General features: G+C 70.1%; 16 protein-coding genes and 1 tRNA gene. 12 read left to right on the forward strand and 5 right to left on the reverse strand.

Features of this window, described 5'->3' with window-relative positions:
- Positions 1-56 precede the first annotated feature (56 nt).
- A complete protein-coding gene (locus ACX80N_RS02750) occupies positions 57-1,445 on the forward strand; it encodes an MFS transporter (protein ID WP_459338191.1) in 1,389 nt (462 codons plus the stop codon).
- Between the two features lie 4 nt (positions 1,446-1,449).
- On the opposite strand, the gene dcd is transcribed toward ACX80N_RS02750, so the two are convergent.
- Together dcd and ACX80N_RS02760 are read right to left on the reverse strand one after the other, a co-directional pair.
- Positions 1,450-2,025 carry a dCTP deaminase gene (gene dcd / locus ACX80N_RS02755; protein WP_105031738.1) on the reverse strand — a complete coding sequence of 192 codons (576 nt, stop codon included), beginning with the start codon at positions 2,023-2,025 and terminating at the stop codon, positions 1,450-1,452.
- Between the two features lie 32 nt (positions 2,026-2,057).
- Positions 2,058-2,912, reverse strand: a complete 855-nt coding sequence (locus ACX80N_RS02760) for a tryptophan 2,3-dioxygenase (RefSeq protein ID WP_459338192.1) — start codon at positions 2,910-2,912, stop codon at positions 2,058-2,060.
- A gap of 91 nt (positions 2,913-3,003) precedes the next feature.
- Between ACX80N_RS02760 and ACX80N_RS02765 the strand changes: the two genes are divergently transcribed.
- From ACX80N_RS02765 to ACX80N_RS02815, 11 genes are all read left to right on the forward strand, one after another.
- Positions 3,004-4,050, forward strand: coding sequence for a M4 family metallopeptidase (locus ACX80N_RS02765; RefSeq protein ID WP_105031740.1), 1,047 nt, complete (start codon positions 3,004-3,006; stop codon positions 4,048-4,050).
- The gene (locus ACX80N_RS02770) at positions 4,047-4,490 is read left to right on the forward strand and encodes a protealysin inhibitor emfourin (protein WP_459338193.1); all 444 of its coding nucleotides are present in this window, start codon (positions 4,047-4,049) and stop codon (positions 4,488-4,490) included. Before ACX80N_RS02765 ends, ACX80N_RS02770 begins: the two co-directional genes overlap by 4 nt.
- A 25-nt stretch (positions 4,491-4,515) precedes the next feature.
- Positions 4,516-4,586, forward strand: a tRNA-Gly gene (locus ACX80N_RS02775).
- A 90-nt stretch (positions 4,587-4,676) separates the two neighbouring features.
- Complete coding sequence (panD, locus tag ACX80N_RS02780; RefSeq protein ID WP_205753591.1) at positions 4,677-5,105, forward strand: aspartate 1-decarboxylase; 429 nt, start codon at positions 4,677-4,679, stop codon at positions 5,103-5,105.
- 160 nt (positions 5,106-5,265) lie between these two features.
- On the forward strand, positions 5,266-6,585 hold the full coding sequence (locus ACX80N_RS02785; RefSeq protein ID WP_459338194.1) for an extracellular solute-binding protein: 1,320 nt from the start codon (positions 5,266-5,268) through the stop codon (positions 6,583-6,585).
- Positions 6,582-7,598, forward strand: coding sequence for a carbohydrate ABC transporter permease (locus tag ACX80N_RS02790; RefSeq protein WP_240615098.1), 1,017 nt, complete (start codon positions 6,582-6,584; stop codon positions 7,596-7,598). The genes ACX80N_RS02785 and ACX80N_RS02790 overlap by 4 nt, the downstream gene beginning before the upstream one ends.
- Positions 7,598-8,446, forward strand: coding sequence for a carbohydrate ABC transporter permease (locus ACX80N_RS02795; RefSeq protein WP_105031744.1), 849 nt, complete (start codon positions 7,598-7,600; stop codon positions 8,444-8,446). Before ACX80N_RS02790 ends, ACX80N_RS02795 begins: the two co-directional genes overlap by 1 nt.
- A 38-nt stretch (positions 8,447-8,484) precedes the next feature.
- Positions 8,485-9,864 carry an ABC transporter ATP-binding protein gene (locus tag ACX80N_RS02800; RefSeq protein WP_459338195.1) on the forward strand — a complete coding sequence of 460 codons (1,380 nt, stop codon included), beginning with the start codon at positions 8,485-8,487 and terminating at the stop codon, positions 9,862-9,864.
- Positions 9,865-9,953: 89 nt separating this feature from the next.
- Positions 9,954-11,678: a helicase HerA-like domain-containing protein gene (locus tag ACX80N_RS02805; RefSeq protein WP_459338196.1), complete on the forward strand. Its 1,725-nt coding sequence runs from the start codon at positions 9,954-9,956 to the stop codon at positions 11,676-11,678.
- Positions 11,679-11,715: 37 nt separating this feature from the next.
- Positions 11,716-12,102 (forward strand): hypothetical protein, encoded by a 387-nt coding sequence (locus tag ACX80N_RS02810; RefSeq protein ID WP_459338197.1) that lies wholly within the window; start codon positions 11,716-11,718, stop codon positions 12,100-12,102.
- Positions 12,103-12,128: 26 nt separating this feature from the next.
- Positions 12,129-13,112 (forward strand): hypothetical protein, encoded by a 984-nt coding sequence (locus tag ACX80N_RS02815; RefSeq protein ID WP_459338198.1) that lies wholly within the window; start codon positions 12,129-12,131, stop codon positions 13,110-13,112.
- Between the two features lie 75 nt (positions 13,113-13,187).
- Here the strand turns inward: ACX80N_RS02815 and ACX80N_RS02820 are convergent, their stop codons facing one another.
- From ACX80N_RS02820 to ACX80N_RS02830, 3 genes are all read right to left on the reverse strand, one after another.
- Positions 13,188-14,279, reverse strand: coding sequence for an SDR family oxidoreductase (locus tag ACX80N_RS02820; protein WP_459338199.1), 1,092 nt, complete (start codon positions 14,277-14,279; stop codon positions 13,188-13,190).
- A 69-nt stretch (positions 14,280-14,348) separates the two neighbouring features.
- Entirely contained in the window at positions 14,349-16,331 is a 1,983-nt protein-coding gene (locus ACX80N_RS02825; RefSeq protein ID WP_459338200.1) for an NHL domain-containing thioredoxin family protein, read from the reverse strand.
- The gene (locus ACX80N_RS02830; RefSeq protein ID WP_459338201.1) at positions 16,328-18,469 is read right to left on the reverse strand and encodes a cytochrome c oxidase assembly protein; all 2,142 of its coding nucleotides are present in this window, start codon (positions 18,467-18,469) and stop codon (positions 16,328-16,330) included. The genes ACX80N_RS02825 and ACX80N_RS02830 overlap by 4 nt, the downstream gene beginning before the upstream one ends.
- Positions 18,470-18,588 lie beyond the last annotated feature (119 nt).

The raw sequence follows: 18,588 nt of genomic DNA on the forward strand, positions 1-18,588 counted from the left end.
ACGCCGCCGGAGCGGCCCGGGCGTGACGTGCGTCATGCGGCGCTAGCATTTCCCCTATGAGTACGCACCAGCAGCTACCTCCGCCCGCGGAGGCCCCTGCACCGCTGCCGACCGCGGGCTCCGGCCGCATCTTCAGCAAGCCCGTCCTGGCGTGGGCCTCCTGGGACTGGGGCTCGGCTGCGTTCAACGCCATCATGACCACGTTCGTCTTCACGGTCTACCTCACGTCGGAGGCCTTCGGCGGAGAGGAACGGACGTCGCAGGTGCTCGGCTGGGGGCTCGCCGCCGCCGGCCTGCTGATCGCCCTCCTCGCGCCCGTCACCGGCCAGCGTTCGGACAGCGGTGGGCGGCGGAAGCTCTGGCTCGGCGTGAACACCGTCATCGTCGCCGTCCTCACGGCCCTGTGCTTCTTCGTCTTCCCGAGCCCGGGGATGCTGACCCTCGGTGTCGCACTGATCGCCGCCGCGAACATCTTCTTCGAGTTCGCCGGGGTCAACTACAACGCGATGCTGACCCAGATCTCGACGCCGGCGACCATCGGCCGGGTCAGCGGCTTCGGCTGGGCCATGGGCTACGTGGGCGGGATCGCGGCGCTCGTGGTGGTCCTCGTGGTGTTCATCCAGCCCGTGGTCGACTGGGCCGGCGCCTCGAGCCAGGACGGGCTGAACATCCGCCTGGTGGCCGTCTTCTCGGCGCTGTGGTTCGCCGCCTTCGCGCTGCCGGTGATGTTCGCGGTGCCCGAGGTGCCGCGGCGCGCCAGGGCCGCGCAGCTGAACTTCCTGGCCTCCTACGGCCTGCTGGCGCGCCGCGTGAAAACCATCTACCGCGAGAGCCCGCACACCATCTTCTTCCTGCTCGCGAGCGCCATCTTCCGCGACGGACTCGCCGCCGTCTTCACCTTCGGCGGCATCCTCGCGGCGGGCGCCTTCGGCTTCTCGGCGAGCATGGTGATCGTCTTCGCGATCGCCGCCAACGTGGTCGCGGCGATCGGCGCGGTGATCGGCGGCTTCCTGGACGACCGCATCGGGCCGAAGCGCGTCATCATCGCCGCCCTCGTGGGCCTGCTGGTGGCCGGGACGGCGATCCTCCTGCTCGGCACCCGAACGCATTCCTTCTTCGGCATGGAATGGACCTCGGACACCACGTTCTGGGTCTTCGGCCTGCTGCTGACCCTGTTCGTCGGTCCGGCCCAGGCGTCGTCGCGCGCCTACCTCGCGCGCCTCGCCCCGGTGGGGGACGAGGGCGAGCTGTTCGGGCTGTACGCGACGACGGGCCGGGCCGTGAGCTTCCTGGCCCCGACCCTCTTCGCGCTGTGCATCGGGATCTTCGGGTCCCAGCTCTACGGCGTGATCGGCATCCTCGTGGTCCTGCTCGCCGGGCTCCTGGTCCTGCTGCCGGTCAAGCCGCCCGCGCGCGTGACGCGCGCCGTCGTGCCGGAGGCCTGATCCCCTAGATCTCGGTGCGGTGGAAGTTCAGGTGGCTGCGCGACGCCGTCGGCCCCCGCTGGCCCTGGTAGCGGTTCCCGTACTCGCCCGAGCCGTAGGGGTGCACGGCGGGCGAGGTGAGCTTGAAGAAGCACAGCTGCCCGATCTTCGAGCCGGGCCAGAGCTTGATCGGCAGCGTGGCCATGTTGGACAGCTCGAGCGTCACGTGGCCGGAGAACCCCGGGTCGATGAACCCGGCCGTCGAGTGGGTGAGGAGCCCGAGGCGGCCGAGCGAGGACTTGCCCTCGAGGCGCGCTGCGATGTCGTCGGGCAGCGTCACCGTCTCGTAGGTGGAGCCGAGCACGAACTCGCCGGGGTGCAGGATGAACGGCTCGTCGGGGGCCACCTCGACCAGGCGCGTGAGGTCCGGCTGGTCCTCGGCGGGGTCGATGTGCGCGTACTTGTGGTTGTCGAAGAGCCGGAAGTAGCGATCGATGCGCACGTCGACGCTGGAGGGCTGCACCATCGCGGGATCGTGCGGGTCGAGGACGATCCGCTGGGCGTCGAGTTCTGCTCGGATATCGCGGTCTGAGATCAGCACCGTCCCAAGCTACCAGCCCTGCTGGACCCGCCTCAGCGCCCGATCTCGGTGCGCACGGCGAAGAGTTCGGGGAAGAAGGTCAGCTCGAGGGCTCGCTGGAGGAAACCGACGCCGGACGAACCGCCCGTGCCCGCCTTGAACCCGATGGTCCGCGCGACCGTCTTGAGGTGCCGGAACCGCCAGAGCTGGAAGTTGTCCTCAAGGTCCACGAGCTCCTCGCACGCCTCGTAGATGTCCCAGTTCCCCGCGGCGTCCTCGTACACCTGCTTGTACACGGCGACCAGCGCGGGCGTGAACTCGTGGGCCACGCCGACATCGCGCCCGAGGAGGTCCGCCGGCACGGCATAGCCGCGCCTCGCCAGCAGGGCGATGAACTCGTCGTACACGCTGCTCTGCCCCAGGAGTTCGGTGAGCAGCGCCCGCGCCACCGGATCGGCGTCGAACACCTCGATCATGGCCGCGTTCTTGTTGCCGAGCAGGAACTCCACGGCCCGGTACTGGTAGGACTGGAAACCGCTCGCGGAACCGAGGTCACCGCGGAACTCCGCGTACTCGGACGGCGTGAGGGTGGCCAGCACGGACCACTGCTCCGTCAGCGAGCGCTGGATGTGCTTGATCCGGGCGATCCCCTTCATCGCGGCCCGGAGGTCGTCCGCGCGCAGGTGCAGGCGGACGGCGCGCAGCTCGTGCAGCACGAGCTTCAGCCACAGCTCGGAGGTCTGGTGCTGGATGATGAAGAGCATCTCGTCGTGGTGTTCCGGCGAGCTCACCGGGTGCTGCGCGTCGAGCAGCCTGTCCAGGTCCAGGTACGAGCCGTAGCTCATCCTGTCCGAGAAGTCCCGCTCGATGCCCTGTTCCAGCCTGCGGGTGTTCCGCTCCACGCTCATGCGGCAAGCCTACGTGGGGCGATGATCGGCCGCCCGAACGGCAGAGTGTCGGCCGGCGGGTCTACCTTGGGACCAGCCGAAGGAGGCCCTCATGCACATCCGCTGCAGCATCGTCCCGCCGCACCTGCTCACCCGCCTCGCCGCCCTCCGGGATCCGCGGCTGTCCGTCGCCTCGGACGCCGCCCGGCACGCGCTGCTGGAGCTCGATCCCCTCCTGCAGATCCGCGCGGAGGCACTCGGTGCGCCGGTGCGCCGCGGCTCTGCCGTCGTCGGCACCCTGACCCGCCGCGTGTACGACGCCGGCAGCCGTGAGGAGCTCCCGGGGAACCTCGTGCGGGGCGAGGGAGCCCCCGCCACGGGTGACGCCGCCGCGGACGAGGCGTACGACGGCCTCGGTGCCACCTACCGGCTCTTCAGCGAGGAGTACGGGTGGTCGTCGATCGACGGCGCGGGCAAGCCCCTCGAGGCGACCGTGCACTACGGCTCGAACTACGACAACGCCTTCTGGGACGGCGAGCGCATGGTCTTCGGCGACGGCGACGGCGAGATCTTCGGACGCTTCACCGCCTCCCTCACCGTGATCAGCCACGAACTCACCCACGGTTTCACGCAGTACTCCTCCAACCTCGAGTACCAGGGCCAGTCGGGGGCCCTCAACGAGTCGCTGTCGGACGTCTTCGGCGTCCTCGTGGAGCAGCGCGAACTCGGCCAGGACGCCGCGGACGCCTCCTGGCTCGTGGGGGCCGGCATCTTCACGACGGCGGTGGAGGGCACCGCCCTGCGCTCGCTGAAGGCTCCCGGCACGGCCTACGACGACGACATCCTCGGCAGGGACCCCCAACCGGCCACCATGGCGGACTACGTGGAGACGGCCGCGGACAACGGCGGCGTCCACATCAACTCCGGTATCCCCAATCACGCCTTCTACCTCGCGGCCACCACCCTCGGCGGCCCGGCGTGGGAGGGGGCGGGCCGCATCTGGTTCGACGCCGTCCTCGGCGGGGGCATCCCGCCGCAGTGCGATTTCCGCACGTTCGCCGCAGCGACGAACGAGGCGGCCGAGAAGCGCTTCGGGACCGACAGCCGCGAAGCCGGCGCGGTGGCCGAGGCCTGGGTGCAGGTCGGCGTGCTCCCGTGAGGATCGAGATCACCCGTTCGGGCGGCTTCGGCGGCCTCACCCGGACCTGGAGCCTCGAGGTCAGCCGGACGGAGGCCGAGCAGCGCTGGCTCCCGCTCGCGGAGGCCGCGGCGGACGAGGGAGCAGGCGGAGCGCCGTCCGACGGCAGTGCGGCGGGTGGGGGCGCCGGCCCGCGGGGTCCGGGGCCGGCGCGGGACCGCTTCACCTACCGGATCGCGATCGGCTACACGGAGGTCGACCTCCCCGAGAGCCGCCTCGGGGATCCGTGGCGGGAACTGATCGACCGCGCGCGGGCGGCGGGGACGGACGACGGCGCGGGCACGGGCACGGGCACGGGCACGGGCACGGGCACCGGCACCGGCACCGGCACCAGCCTGCGTGACGCCGGTCCGGCACGGAGCAGCAGTGCGGATCCCGGGAAGCCGGAAGAACTGTTGTAAGGTGATGGAGCGGTTCAAGCACCGTGCGGGCGTAGCTCAATGGTAGAGCGCTAGCTTCCCAAGCTCGATACGCGGGTTCGATTCCCGTCGCCCGCTCTTGCTCCCCTCGGGGAGGACCATGCGGTGTGCCCAAGGACACCTTCCCCTCCCGGCTCCGGGCGCGGAATCGGCAGTATTCTTGAGGCGATGAATCGCACAATGTTCAAGTCGAAGATCCACCGCGCCACGGTCACCCACGCCGACCTCCACTACGTCGGTTCCGTGACCGTCGACCTCGATCTGCTCGAGGCCGCGGACATCCTGCCCGGCGAGCTCGTCTCGATCGTGGACATCACCAACGGCGCCCGGCTCGAGACCTACACCATCGCCGGCGAGCGCGGCTCCGGTGTCATCGGCATCAACGGCGCCGCCGCGCATCTCGTGCAGCGCGGCGACCTCGTCATCCTCATCACCTACGCGCAGCTGACCACCGAGGAAGCGCGCGCGTTCACGCCCGTCGTCGTGCACGTGGACGCGGACAACCGGATCGTGGAGCTCGGCTCCGATCCTGCGGAGGCCGTGACCGGCGACGTCGAACGCCCCCCGTTCGCCCTGGACAATTCCGCCGTCTCCTGACGTCCTGCCGGCACGCGTCCGCGCGTTGCGGGATCGTAAGCAGCCTGTCTAGCGATTTACCGCGCCAAGGCATAGGGTCGAAAAAGCAAGGTCGCTCAGGCTGACGGCCCGACCGGGGCGTCAGCCGGGTTGTCTACAAAGATGTGGAGGCTCGGTACGAATGCCCAGTAGTCGACGAACACGCACCCCCGTGAGAACCCGTCCGAGAGGCACCGTCCTGGCGGGCCTCGTCATGGGAACGCTGGTCATGAGCGGCTGCGGCCCCGCGGAGGCGGACAACACCCTCACCTGGTACATCAACCCGGACGCCGGCGGCCAGGCGGCCATCGCCGAGAAGTGCAGCGAGGAGTCCGGCGGACGCTACAGCATCGAGACCTCGCTCCTCCCGAACGACGCCGCCTCGCAGCGTGAACAGCTCGCACGCCGCCTGGCTGCGAGCGACACCTCGCTCGACATCATGAGCCTCGATCCGCCCTTCATCCCCGAACTCGCCGAACCCGGCTTCCTGGCACCGGTGCCCGAGGACGTCGCCAAGGCCACCACGGAGAACGTCGTCGAGGGCGCCATCGCCGGGGCCACCTGGAAGGACGAGCTCGTCACCGTCCCGTTCTGGGCGAACACGCAGATCCTCTGGTACCGGAAATCCGTGGCGCAGGCGGCCGGGATCGACACGACGAATCCCGTGACCTGGGAGCAGGTCATGGAGGCGGCCCGCACCCAGGAGAAGACCCTCGGGGTGCAGGGCGCCCAGGCCGAATCGATGACGGTCTGGCTCAACGCCCTCATCGAATCCGCCGGCGGGTCGATCATCGTGGACCCCGAGGCCACGGCGGACACCGTCGAACTCGGACTGGACACCGACGCCGGCATCGCCGCAGCGGAGGTCATCTCCACGATCGGCAAGGACGGCCTCGGAGGCCCGGGGCTCCCCACGCAGGACGAGAACGCCTCCCTCATCGCCTTCCAGGGGGACACCGGATCCTTCATGGTGAACTGGCCGTTCGTCTACCCCGCCACCGTCGCCGCCGTCGAGGCGGGCACCCTCGACCAGGCGGTCCTCGACGACATCGGCTGGGGCATCTACCCGAGGATGTCGGAGGACCAGGAGGCGGCCCCGCCGCTCGGGGGCATCAATCTCGGCGTGGGAGCGGCGAGCGACAATCCCGAGCTCGCCTACGAGGCGATCGAGTGCATCGTCTCGGTCGAGAACCAGTCGGAGTACTTCGTGACCAACGGCAACCCGCCGGCGAACACCGAGGCCTACGAGGACCCCCGGATCGAGGAGTCCTTCCCCATGGCCGAGACCATCAGGGACTCCCTCCAGGTCGCGGCTCCCCGTCCGCAGACCCCGTTCTACAACGAGGTCTCCACCGGTATCCAGCAGCGCTGGGCGCCACCCGCCGCCGTCGACCCGGACAGCACGCCCGCGTCGTCGAGCGACTTCATCACATCGGTCCTCAGAGGGGAGCAACTCCTGTGACCTCCGCCATCCCAGCGAAGACGACGACGGCGTCACCCGCCGAAGCCGGCCCGCGCCTCGAGGCAGGCAGCGGCAACGGCAACCGCACCAAGACCGGCAGGGCACCGAAGCAGTACAGCGACCGCACCCGTGCGGAGCGGCGGCTCGGCTGGATCCTCGCCGGCCCGGCGTTCATCATCATGCTGCTCGTCACGCTGTACCCGATCCTGCAGGCCATCTACGAGTCGCTGTTCCGCTTCCGGCTGACGGCGCCCGACGAGCGGGCGTTCATCGGCCTCGAGAACTACCTCGTGATCCTGTCGGATCCGGTCTGGTGGTCAGGGCTGTGGACGACGGTCTTCATCACCGTCGTCACCGTCCTCGTGGAGCTCGTGCTCGGGTTCGCCCTCGCGCTCGTGATGCACAAGGCGCTCAAATCGGTCCGGGGGTTGCTGCGCACCGCGATCCTCGTGCCGTACGGCATCATCACGGTGGTCTCCGCGTTCGCCTGGTTCTACGCCTTCGACATCAACTCGGGCTACGTGAACAGCTGGTTCGCCTGGCTGCCGGGCATCGACGAGAACCTCAACTGGTTCGCCCAGGGCCCCACGGCCCTGTTCGTCATCATGGCCTCCGAGATCTGGAAGACCACGCCGTTCATCTCGCTGCTCCTCCTCGCCGGCCTCGCACAGGTTCCGGACGAGCTCAGCGAGGCGGCGAAGGTCGACGGCGCCACCTGGTGGGAGCAGATGCGCAAGGTCATCATCCCCAACATGAAGGCCGCGATCATGGTCGCCGTCCTGTTCAGGGCCCTCGACGCCTTCCGCATCTTCGACAACGTGTTCATCATGACCAACGGTGCCTACGGCACGGAAGTGCTCTCGCTGCTCGCCTACCGGCAGTCCATCAGCAGACTGGAGATCGGACTCGGCTCGGCCGTGTCCGTGCTCCTGTTCCTCTGCGTCCTGCTGATCTGCTTCGTGGCGATCAAGCTGTTCAAGGTCGATCTCGCCGGAACGCAGGGAGGAAAGTGATGACGAACACCAGCACCAGGAACAAGGTCCTCTGGGCGATCGCCACCATCCTCGTCCTCGTCTACGCGCTCTTCCCGGTGGCCTCGATCCTCGCCACGTCCTTCAAGTCCCCGAGCGACCTGACGAGCGGCAAGTTCCTCCCCTCGTCGGGCACGGCCACCACGAGCAACTACGAGCAGATCCTCGTGGGCGACGCCCAGGGACTGTTCCTCTCGGCCCTGCGCAACTCCATCGGCATCTCGCTCATCGCGACGTTCATCGCCGTGGTCCTCGCGACGCTGTGCGCCTACGCGATCGCCCGCCTGGACTTCCCCGGCAAGAAACTCATCCTGACCACGGCGCTGGCCGTGTCGATCTTCCCCGTCATCTCGATCGTGACCCCGCTGTTCAACCTGTGGCGCACCATCGGCCTGTACGACACGTGGCTGGGGCTCATCATCCCGTACCTGTCGCTCACGCTCCCCATCTCCATCTGGACCCTCGCCGCGTTCTTCCGGCAGATCCCCTGGGAACTGGAGCAGGCGGCCCAGGTGGACGGCGCGACGACGTGGCAGGCGTTCCGCAAGGCCATCGTCCCGCTCGCCCTGCCGGGGGTGTTCACGACGGCGATCATCGCGTTCTTCATCGCGTGGAACGACTTCGTGTACGGCATCTCGCTGACGTCCACCGAAGCGGCGCGCCCCGTGCCCGCCGCGCTGGCGTTCTTCACCGGGGCCTCGCAGTTCGAGTCCCCGACCGGAGCCATCTCGGCGGCCGCGATCATCGTCACGATCCCGGTGGTCCTCCTCGTCCTCCTCTTCCAACGCCAGATCGTCTCCGGCCTGACCTCGGGCGCCGTCAAGGGCTGACGGCCCTTCCCGGCGCGCTCAAGAAAAGGAATCGCACCATGGCTTCAATCACCCTCAACCACCTGGTCAAGAAGTACGGCGACGGCTTCCCCGCCGTCAATGACATCAGCATCGACATCGCGGACGGGGAGTTCATCATCCTCGTCGGCCCCTCGGGCTGCGGGAAGTCCACGCTGCTGCGCATGATCGTGGGCCTCGAGGACATCACGGACGGCGACCTGCTCATCGACGGCCAGCGGGTCAACGACAAGGCGCCCCGGGACCGCAACCTGGCGATGGTGTTCCAGAACTACGCCCTGTACCCGCACCTCACGGTGTACGAGAACATCGCGTTCCCCCTGCGCCTGGCTAAGGGCAAGCACTCGGAGGACCAGGTGAACAAGCTCGTCACCGAGGCCGCGGCGACCCTCGAGCTCACCGACCACCTGCAGCGCAAGCCCGCGAACCTCTCCGGCGGCCAGCGGCAGCGCGTCGCGATGGGTCGGGCCATCGTCCGTCAGGCGGACGCGTTCCTCTTCGACGAGCCCCTGTCCAACCTGGACGCGAAGCTGCGCGGGCAGATGCGGTCCGAGATCTCCCAGATGCAGCGGCGCCTCGGCGTCACCTCCGTCTACGTGACGCACGACCAGACCGAGGCCATGACCCTCGGCGACCGCGTGGCCGTGCTCAAGAAGGGCGAGCTGCAGCAGATCGCCTCTCCGCGGGAGCTGTACGAGCAGCCCGTGAACCTCTTCGTCGCCGGCTTCATCGGCTCGCCGTCGATGAACTTCCTGCCGGCGACCCTCGAGGGCACCACCCTCAGGACCGCGCTCGGGGACATCAGCATCCCGGAGGACAAGGCCCGCAAGGCGGCCGGCAAGAGGGTGGTCCTGGTGGGCGTCCGTCCGGAGTTCTTCGAGGACGCCAAGCTCGTGGAGGACAGCAAGCGCTCGCACGGCTCGACGTTCATGGCCACACTGACGCACACCGAGTGGCTGGGCAACGAGCAGTACGGGTACATCAACTTCGACCCGGCACCCGAGATGAGGGAGCTGCTCAACAGTCTCGCCCGCGACATGGATGCCGACGAGCTGCGCCCGCAGGTCGTGGTCACCCTGGACGCCGCGAGCCGCATCCGCGGCGGGCGGGAGGCGGAGATCTGGCTGGACACCCGGAAGCTCCACCTGTTCGACGCCGAGAGCGGCGAGAACCTCACGCGGGACGCGGAGGCCGGGGCCCAGCTGACGCGCGAGGCGGCGGAGGACCGTGCGGAGGAGATCACCACCGCCCAGCAGGCCGACCGCGACGGCGGCCGTGCCTTCGGCAGCAACGGCACCTCCGGCAACGGGACGTCGGCCTCCGGGAACGCCACCGTCGACGCCGGGGCCGGCCGTTCCGGGGGTGCGACAGCCGCGGGCGGCAAGCACGCGGCAGGCTGATCCGGCCCGTCCGGCCGCCCCTTCTGGGCAGCCCCACCAGCAGGACCGGCACCGGTTCAGGTGCCGGTCCTGCTGTGTAGTCTGACCCTATGGTCGAACACGACGGCGGCGCGCAGGTCGCCGACATCACCTCCGGTTACGTCTTCGAGGGACCGACCCTGCATCTCGGGGCGGCCCTCGTGGACGGCGCACTGCACGCCGACGCGCAGGTGCGCCTGCCCCTCGCGATGATGAACCGCCACGGTCTGATCGCCGGAGCCACGGGCACCGGCAAGACCGTGACCCTGCAGGTCATGGCGGAGCAGTTGTCGGCCCATGGAGTGCCCGTCTTCCTGTCGGACATCAAGGGCGACCTCACGGGCCTCACCATGCCGGGGACAGCCTCCGACCGACTGACGAAGCGGACCGCGAGCGTCGGCCAGGAGTGGACACCCACCGGTTTCCCCGTGGAGTTCCTCACCCTCGGCGGTGGCGGGATCCCCGTCCGCGCCACCATCTCGTCCTTCGGCCCCCTCCTACTCAGCCGCGTCCTGGACCTCAACGAGACCCAGGAATCGAGCCTGCAGCTCGTGTTCCACTACGCGGACAGGAACGGGCTGGAGCTCTACGACCTCGCCGACCTCCGCGCCGTCATCGGCTTCCTGACCTCGGACGAGGGCAAGGAGGCCCTCGACTCGCTCGGAGGTCTGTCCAGGGCGACGGCCGGTGTCATCCTGCGCGGACTCGTCACGCTCGAGGCGCAGGGCATGGACGCCTTTTTCGGCGAGCCCGAGTTCGACACCGCAGACCTCCTCCGCACCGCACCGGACGGCCGCGGTGTCATCACGGCGCTGGAACTCGTCGCCCTGCAGCAGAAGCCGCGGCTGTTCTCGACATTCCTGATGTGGCTGCTGGCCGACCTGTTCGCCGAGCTGCCCGAGATCGGCGACGCCGACAAACCCCGGCTCGTGTTCTTCCTCGACGAGGCGCACCTGCTCTTCACCGGCTCCTCGAAGGCCTTCCGCGAGTCCATCCAGACCACCGTCCGGCTCATCCGTTCCAAGGGCGTAGGGATCTTCTTCGTCACCCAGACCCCGAAGGACCTGCCCGGCGAGGTGCTCGGGCAGCTCGCCAACCGTGTCCAGCACGCGCTGCGCGCCTTCACGCCCGACGACGCCAAGGCCCTCCGCGCCACCGTCTCCACCTTCCCCACGAGCGCCTACGACCTGGAGGAGGTGCTGACCTCGGCCGGGATCGGTGAGGCCGTGGTCACCGTGATGAACGAGCACGGCGCCCCGACCCCCGTTGCGTGGACGCGGCTCCGCTCCCCCGAGTCCGTCATGGGCAGGGCGCCCGAGGGCACGGTGTCCGCCGTCGTCGCCGCCTCCCCCCTGCTCCCCCGGTACGGCCAGGCCGTGGACAGCCACTCCGCGTTCGAGAAGCTGGGCGGCCGGACCGACATCGCTCCCCCCACCGGCGCACCGGTCGCGGAGCGTTCGCGGGAGGAACGCGACGCCGAGGCCCGCCGCATCGAGGAGGAGATCCTCGGCGTACCGTCCCGTCCGGCACGGAGGCGTGACCGGCAGGAGAACCCCGGCGCCGCCGGGCGTCCCGCCGGCAGCACGGACGGACGGTACGACGACGTCCCCGCTCCCCGCCCTGAGGACCGTGCCGCGGAGTACGGGGCGGAGTACGGTACCGGCCGGACCACCGCCCAGCGCGGCCCGGGCAGGGACGAGATGGCCGATCTGGCCCTGAAGGCCGCCGGGGTGATCGGCAAGGAGCTGGCGCGCGGCCTCTTCGGCACCAAGCACCGCAAGCGCAGATGGTACTGAGGCTGCGGATTCCGGCTACCGCCGAGGACATGCCCCGATGGTCGTGATCGAGTTCGTCTCGGCGGCCCTTACGGCGCTGGGGGTGGGGCTGCTCCTCGCCGCGCTCGTCATCCGCCTGCTCTACGGCTCGTGGACCCGCACGCAGGCCATCACGTACGACCACGAGGGACATCCCTACCTGCGCTGGCACGACCACCGGTTCCGGATCGTCGAGGCTCTCTGGGCCAGCGGCATCCGGCGGCGGCAGCAGGCCCAGGGCCCGCCGCCGCCCCTCGCACCCGGCAGGGACGTCACGATCTTCTACCACGCCCGCAACCCCACCCGCTGGTCCCTGGAGGAGCCGTACGGAGGCACCCGGGTGGTCGCCGTCGTCGGGCTCGTGTGCGCCGTCGCCGGGGTGCTGCTGGGCTTCCTGCCGGGCTGACCGGGCGCACCCGGTACCGTGGAGGGGTGCGAACCACTCCCGTCGTGAAGGTGATCGCGGCCTGGCTGCTCTGCGTCCTGGTGGTCGTGGCCGCGTTCCTCGCCACCGTGTCCTTCCTCAACGGGCGGCTCTACGGCCCCGAACACCAGGTGGGCCTGTACCTCGACGCGCTGCGCGAGGGCGACGGCGGGAAGGCGCTGGGCCTGCTCCACGCCTCCGTGCCCGAGGGTTCCGATCCGACCCTGCTCGACGGGGACGCCCTCCGGCGCGCGAGCGCACCCCTCGAGGACGCGACGGTCGGCGAGGCACGCAGGACAGCGCCCGACCGCGTCGAGGTGCCGGTGACCTACACGCTCGACGGCGCCGAGACCACCACCGTGTTCCCCCTCCAGCGCACCGGCACCGAGTGGGGACTGTTCGACGTGTGGGAGTTCGAGCGGACGGCGCTGCCGACCATCGAGGTCTCGGCGGCGAACAGCGTCCAGGCCGTGGTGAACGGCGTCGACGTCGGGCTCCCGGGCGGTGTCACAGCGCTCGCGTCCTTCTACCCGGCTGCGGTCACCGCGCAGTACCAGGGGAAGTACTTCGCGGCGCCCGAGCAGCACGCGGCGGTGACCGGACGCGGGACACCGCCACCCCTGGCCCTCGCCACCGAAGCCACGCCGGAGCTGACCCGCGCGGTGGACGAGCAGCTGCATGCCTTCCTGGACGGCTGCGCGGAGCAGACCGTCTTCCAGCCCAGGAACTGCCCGTTCACCTATCCGACCGACGAGCGGCTGGCCGGCGACATCTCCTGGTCCATCGAGGAGTACCCGTCCGCGTCCATCCCACCCGGCGACGGCGGATGGCTCCTGGGGCCGCTGCGCGGAACGGCCCGCATCGACACGAGGCTCCAGGACTTCTTCTCCGGCGCCGTCCGGAACGTCTCCGAACCCGTCCCCTTCGAGTTCGACGCCGAGCTCACGGTGACCGGTGACGCCATCACCGTCACGCCCGTGGTGCGCTACTAGTCCCCGCCGCGCTGGCCGAGGGCCCCGATACTGCCCGGTCCCGCGTCAGGATCAGGTCCTGGCCCGCGCGCCGCGTCAGGGGATGAGACGCTCGGCCCGGTAGCGGTCGAACAGCGTGAAGAAGGCATCCGGGGTCCTCCGGTATCCGGTGAAACCGGCCACGCGGCTCTTGCCCATGTCGGTGACCACCTCGATGTCCCGTCCGAGGTCGCCGTCGGTGTGCCACCAGGAGGCCATCCTGTCCAGCCGGGGCTCGGAGAGCCCGTGGCGCCGTGCGATCCCGGCCCACTGTTCCTCCCGTGCTGCCATGGTCTGCTCGAGCGGCCGCGGCGCTCCGGCGTACCCCTCCCAGGCGACGCCGAAGTAGTCGGCCAGCTGCGGCCACATCCAGCGCCACCGGAACATGTCACCGTTGACGATGTTGAAGGCCTCGTCGGCGGCGGCGGGCGTGGTACCGGCCCACAGCATGTGCTCGGCGAGGAGCCCGGCGTCGGTCATGTCGGTCAGCCCGTTCCACTGGGTCTCGGACCCGGGGAAGACGAACGGCTCCCCCGCCTCCCGGCAGAGGGTGGCCTGCGTGGCGAGCGTGAGCCCCATGTTCATGGCGTTGCCCACCGCGTGGCCGATCACCGTGTGGGCGCGGTGGACCGACCATGTGAAGCCCTGCTCGCCCGCCGCCGCGAACAGCTCGTCCTCCTGCGCGTAGTAGAAGTTCCGGACCGGCAGGCGCGGTTCCTCCTCGTGGAACGGCGTATCCGCCATCTCCCCGGCGGCGTACGCCTCGAACGGGCCCAGGTAGTGCTTGAGCCCGGTCATGAGGGCCACGTGGGCCACGTCCTTGCCGCGGAGGGCGAGCAGCAGGTCGCGCAGCATGCCGGCGTTGACTTCGATGTTCTCCTCCTCGGTATCCCGGCGGGACCAGGCGGTGAAGAAGACGTGGGTCGGGTGTTCCGGCGCGAGGACGGCGGCGAGCGCCTCCGCCGATGTCAGGTCCGCGGACAGCCAGCGGACGCTGTCGCGCTCGGCACCGGGCCTGCGGGACAGCGCCAGGACCTGCCACCCCTCCGCGGTGAGCCTGTCGACGAGCGCCGAACCGGCGATGCCGGTGGCTCCCACCACGAGGGCCGTCCCCTGGTCCTGTGCTGCTGCTCCGTCGTCGATCGTCATGGTGCGCTCCTCGTCGTGATGCTGCCGACCGTCCGTCGGCGAAGTCCGTGCCGGGGTGGATCCGGACCGTCAGTCGAGGCCGCGCAGGTCCAGCGTCAGGGCGGTGTCGCCGTCGGCCGTCACGGACACCGGGATGCCCCAGTCCTGCTGGTACAGGTGGCAGGCCGCGTGGTCGGGGATCTCCCCGCCCGGCTCGCCGTCGCAGGACGCCGCCCGCGCGGTGATGTGCAGGACGCCGTCGCCCGCCTCCGGGGACAGGACGAGCTCCCGGGTCAGGCCCGTGGACGTGCCGCCGCCGGACACGAGCAGGGACTCCGGGGATGCGCTGATCTTCAGCTGGGTGGGATCACCCCAGCGGTCGTCGAGCTTCTGGCCCTTGGGCGCGGTGAAGCGGACGGTCAGCCCGATGGGCCCCGCGGCCATGGGTGTCTTCGGCCGCTGGGTCTGTGACGCGCCCTCGTCGACGGCGAGGGCCTCCTTGGGCAGCGGGACGCGGACGAGCTGGTGCCGGTTCGTCTCGACGACGATCAGCAGCGGGTCGCCGCCGTCGGCCACGGGCGTCATGTCCACCAGGACGTCCGACGGCTCGGACAGGCCGCGCAGCAGCGTGGACACCTGGCGGGTGGCCGGGTCGTACCGGCGGACGGCACCGTTGTAGGTGTCGGCGACGGCGATGGAGCCGTCGGGCAGGGCCGTGACACCGAGCGGGTGCTGCAGGCGTGCCTGGTCGGCGTCGCCGTCACGGAACCCGAAGTCGAAGAGACCGGTCCCGACGGCCGTCTGCACCTGCACCCGGCTGCGCCCGTTGACCTCGAGGAAGGACAGGAGCCGCACGGAGGACGTCTCGGAGTCCGCGACCCAGATGGTGCCGTTGGCGTCCTCGGCGAGGCCGGAGGACTGGGCGAACCAGGCCGCCGAGGCGTCGCCGTCGAGCAGTCCCTCGAGGCCCGTGCCGGCGAGCACCTCGACCGCGTGGCTGCGGGGGTCGTAGGTGAAGATCTGATGGGTGCCGGCCATGGCGATGACCACGCGGTCCAGCACCGTGGAGTAGAGCACGTCCCACGGCGAGGAGAGTGACACGTTCAGGGCATCGGTGCCGAGCCGGGTCTCCGTCAGGCGCGGGGTCTCGCTCTCGGCGCCCACCTCGTGCGCGTTCTCCTGCCGTCCGGTCTTGGTGTGGTTCCCGGCGTCGAGGAGGCGCTGCGTGCCGTTGCCGGCGAGGGTACGCACCTCCCCCGTGGCGAGGTCCACTCCGCGCAGGCGGTGGTTCACGGAGTCGGCGACGACGACGTCGTACCCCACCTCGGCGGCCAGTCCGGCCGGCAGGAGCGCGACGCCCTGGGGCTCGTTGAACTCGGCCTCGTCGGCGCCGCCGTCGCGGAAGCCCTTCGTGCCCGAACCGATGGTGCGGCGCACGGTGACGAGGTCCGCCTCGAGCTCCACGAGCCGGTGGTGTCCGGTGTCGCCGACGAGGAAGGTGCCCGTCGCCGGCAGCGCGAGGAGCTTGCCCGGGAACTTGAGGTCCCCTGCGGTGCTCTCGGCCGGGACGTAGGGCCCGTCTCCGCGGTGCAGCGTGCCCTTGGCCTCGTGCTCGGCGACGAGTTCCTCGACGAGCGACGTGAGCCCCGTGGCGTGGCCCTCACCGGAGAGGTGCGCAACGATGTAGCCCTCGGGATCGATGACCACGAGCGTGGGCCAGGCACGCGCCGTGTAGGCCTGCCAGGTGCTGAGCTCGGGGTCGTCGAGGACGGGGTGGTGGATGTCGTAGCGCTCGACGGCGGCCGCGAGGGCCACGGGGTCGGCCTCGTGCTCGAACTTCGGGGAGTGCACGCCGACCGTGACCAGGACGTCCGAGTACTGCTCCTCGAGGGGTCGCAGCTCGTCGAGGACGTGCAGGCAATTGATGCAGCAGAAGGTCCAGAAATCGAGGATGACGATCTTCCCGCGCAGGTCCTCGAGCTGCAGCTGCCTGCCGCCGGTGTTGAGCCAGTTGCGGCCGGTCAGGGCTGAACCGCGCACGCGGTAGCCGGTGCGCACGGTGGTCTCGGTCATTCGGTCTCCCCTGCAGGGTCTCCTGCGGTCGTGGTGGCTCGCGCCGGGGACTGCTGCGCGGGACGGCGTGGGTCGCGCGCAGCGAGGTCGGCGAACATGCTGTTGTAAGCCGTGAGGTCGGCGTCGTTATTCCTGTCCGCCGCGCGGTCCTTGCGCTTCGTCTCCCGGGCGTCCGAGCGAGACCACATGACGGCCACACCGATGGCGAGCAGGAGCGTGGGCAGCTCGCCGACGCCCCAGGTGACGGCGCCGCCCACCTGCTGGTCCGCCAGGGCGGAGGCGCCCCATTCGCGTCCCATGTTGCCGAACCAGGACGCCTCGAGCAGCGACGTGGACCCCATGAGCGTCACACCGAAGAAGGCGTGGAAGGCCATGGTCGCGAACAGGAGCAGGATGCGCAGCGGGTAGGGCGCGCGCAGTGGTACGGGGTCCGTGCCGATCATCGAGAGCACGAAGACGTACCCGGTGAGGAGGAAGTGCGTGATCATGAGCTCGTGGCCCACGTGCTCGCGCAGGGCGAACCCGAACAGCGGTGAGTAGTAGAACACGATGATGGAGGCCACGAAGTTGCCGGCCGCGAAGAGCGGGTGCGTGATGATCCTGGATGGCCGGGAGTGCACGATCACGAGGATCCACTCGCGGATGCCACGTGTTCCGTCGCGCCGTGCGCCGAGCGCCTTGAGTGCCAGGGTGACGGGTGCGCCGAGGACGAGGAACAGCGGCACCACCATGGTCAGGGCCATGTGGTCGATCATGTGGGCGCTGAACAGCACCATGCCGTAGATGGCGGGGGCGCCGGAGGTGAAGTAGGTCAGCAGCGCCAGACCCACGAGCCAGCAGATGAGCTTCAGCGGGGACCACGAGTCGCCGCGGCGGTGCAGCTTCACCATGCCGAGGAGGTAGGCGGTGCCGAGGGTCACGGCGACGGTGATCCAGAGCCAGTCCGGCCGCCATTCGGTGAGCCAGCGGGCCGCGGTGGGCTCCGGCGGGAGGTCGTAGCCGGTCAGGATCCGGGCCGGTCCTGCCTCCGTCGGCAGCTCCTCGGCGCGCGGCGGCGCCGTGCGGCCCAGCGCGCCGGCCACGCCGGAGACCGCGGCCATGATCACGAGTTCCACGGTGATGAGCTGCCACAGCACGCGGCGGGCGGAGAGTTTCGATGCGGCGGTGCCCGCCGGGGCCTGGAGCTGCGGGATGATCCACTGCCGGTGCATCCAGCCGATCCCGCCCAGCAGCAGCGTCGCGATGGTCTTGAACGTGACGAGCAGGCCCCACTGCGAGCTGAGCTGCGCCAGGTCCGTGATCCGGAGGCTGGCGTTCACCACGCCGGAGGCCACCACGAGCAGGAAGGCGAAGCCGGCCAGGGCCGAGAAGCGCTTGAGGACCGCCAGCGCCTGATCGCCCAGCGTGCCGCTGACGACGGCGAGGGAGACGATGCCGCCCACCCACAGGCAGACCCCCACCAGGTGGAGAGCGATCGAATTGACCGCCGCATTGTGGTCGTCGCCGCTCGCGGAGTGGCCGATCAGTGCCATGGGCAGCAGGTTCAGGAGGGCGAGCACCATGGCCAGCGCCAGTCCGGTCTGCGAGCGCACCCCGAACAGGACGGTGGCCAGGACCGCGGAGACGATCGACGTCACGAGCCAGGCGCGCCCCGTGGAGAAGTCGGTGAGGAAGGCGGCGAGCCCCTGCGTGTAGGCGGGGTCGGTGCTGAGCGGGAGCCCTGCGGCGTCGGAATAGGTGAAGACCATGACACCGAGCGCACCGAGCGTCCAGACGACCGCGGAGACGGAGGCGAGGAGCATCACGCGGGTGAAGGCCGGGTGCTCGGCGGCGCCGTCGCGGGGCTTGCGCCCCCCGGTGCCGACCTGCCGTGGCAGCATGACGACGGCGAAGACCAGGGCGCCGATGGTGGCGGCCGCTGCGGTGTTGTTGAGCACCTTCGCCACGGGCAGGCCCCACCGGGTCAGGGCGCCGGGATCCCCGAGCTGGCGGGCTGCCGCGGCTCCCGAGAAGAACAGGGCCACCACGAGGGCGGCGAGGACGGCGACGCCGGCGAGGATCAGCCAGGTGGGGCCGATCGCGCGCTCGGAGGAGACGCCGGCACGCGTCTCGCGCGGGTACTTCGCAGTGGTCGACACATACACCATTCTCTACCCGCAGTAGAAATAGGGCCAATCTCCGCGTGTCCGGCCCTCCGGACGAGGCATGGGCACATGGACGACGGAGGGCCGCTGCCTTCCCGGCAGCGGCCCTCCGA

The sequence above is a fragment of the Arthrobacter sp. MDT2-16 genome (genome assembly GCF_054510925.1).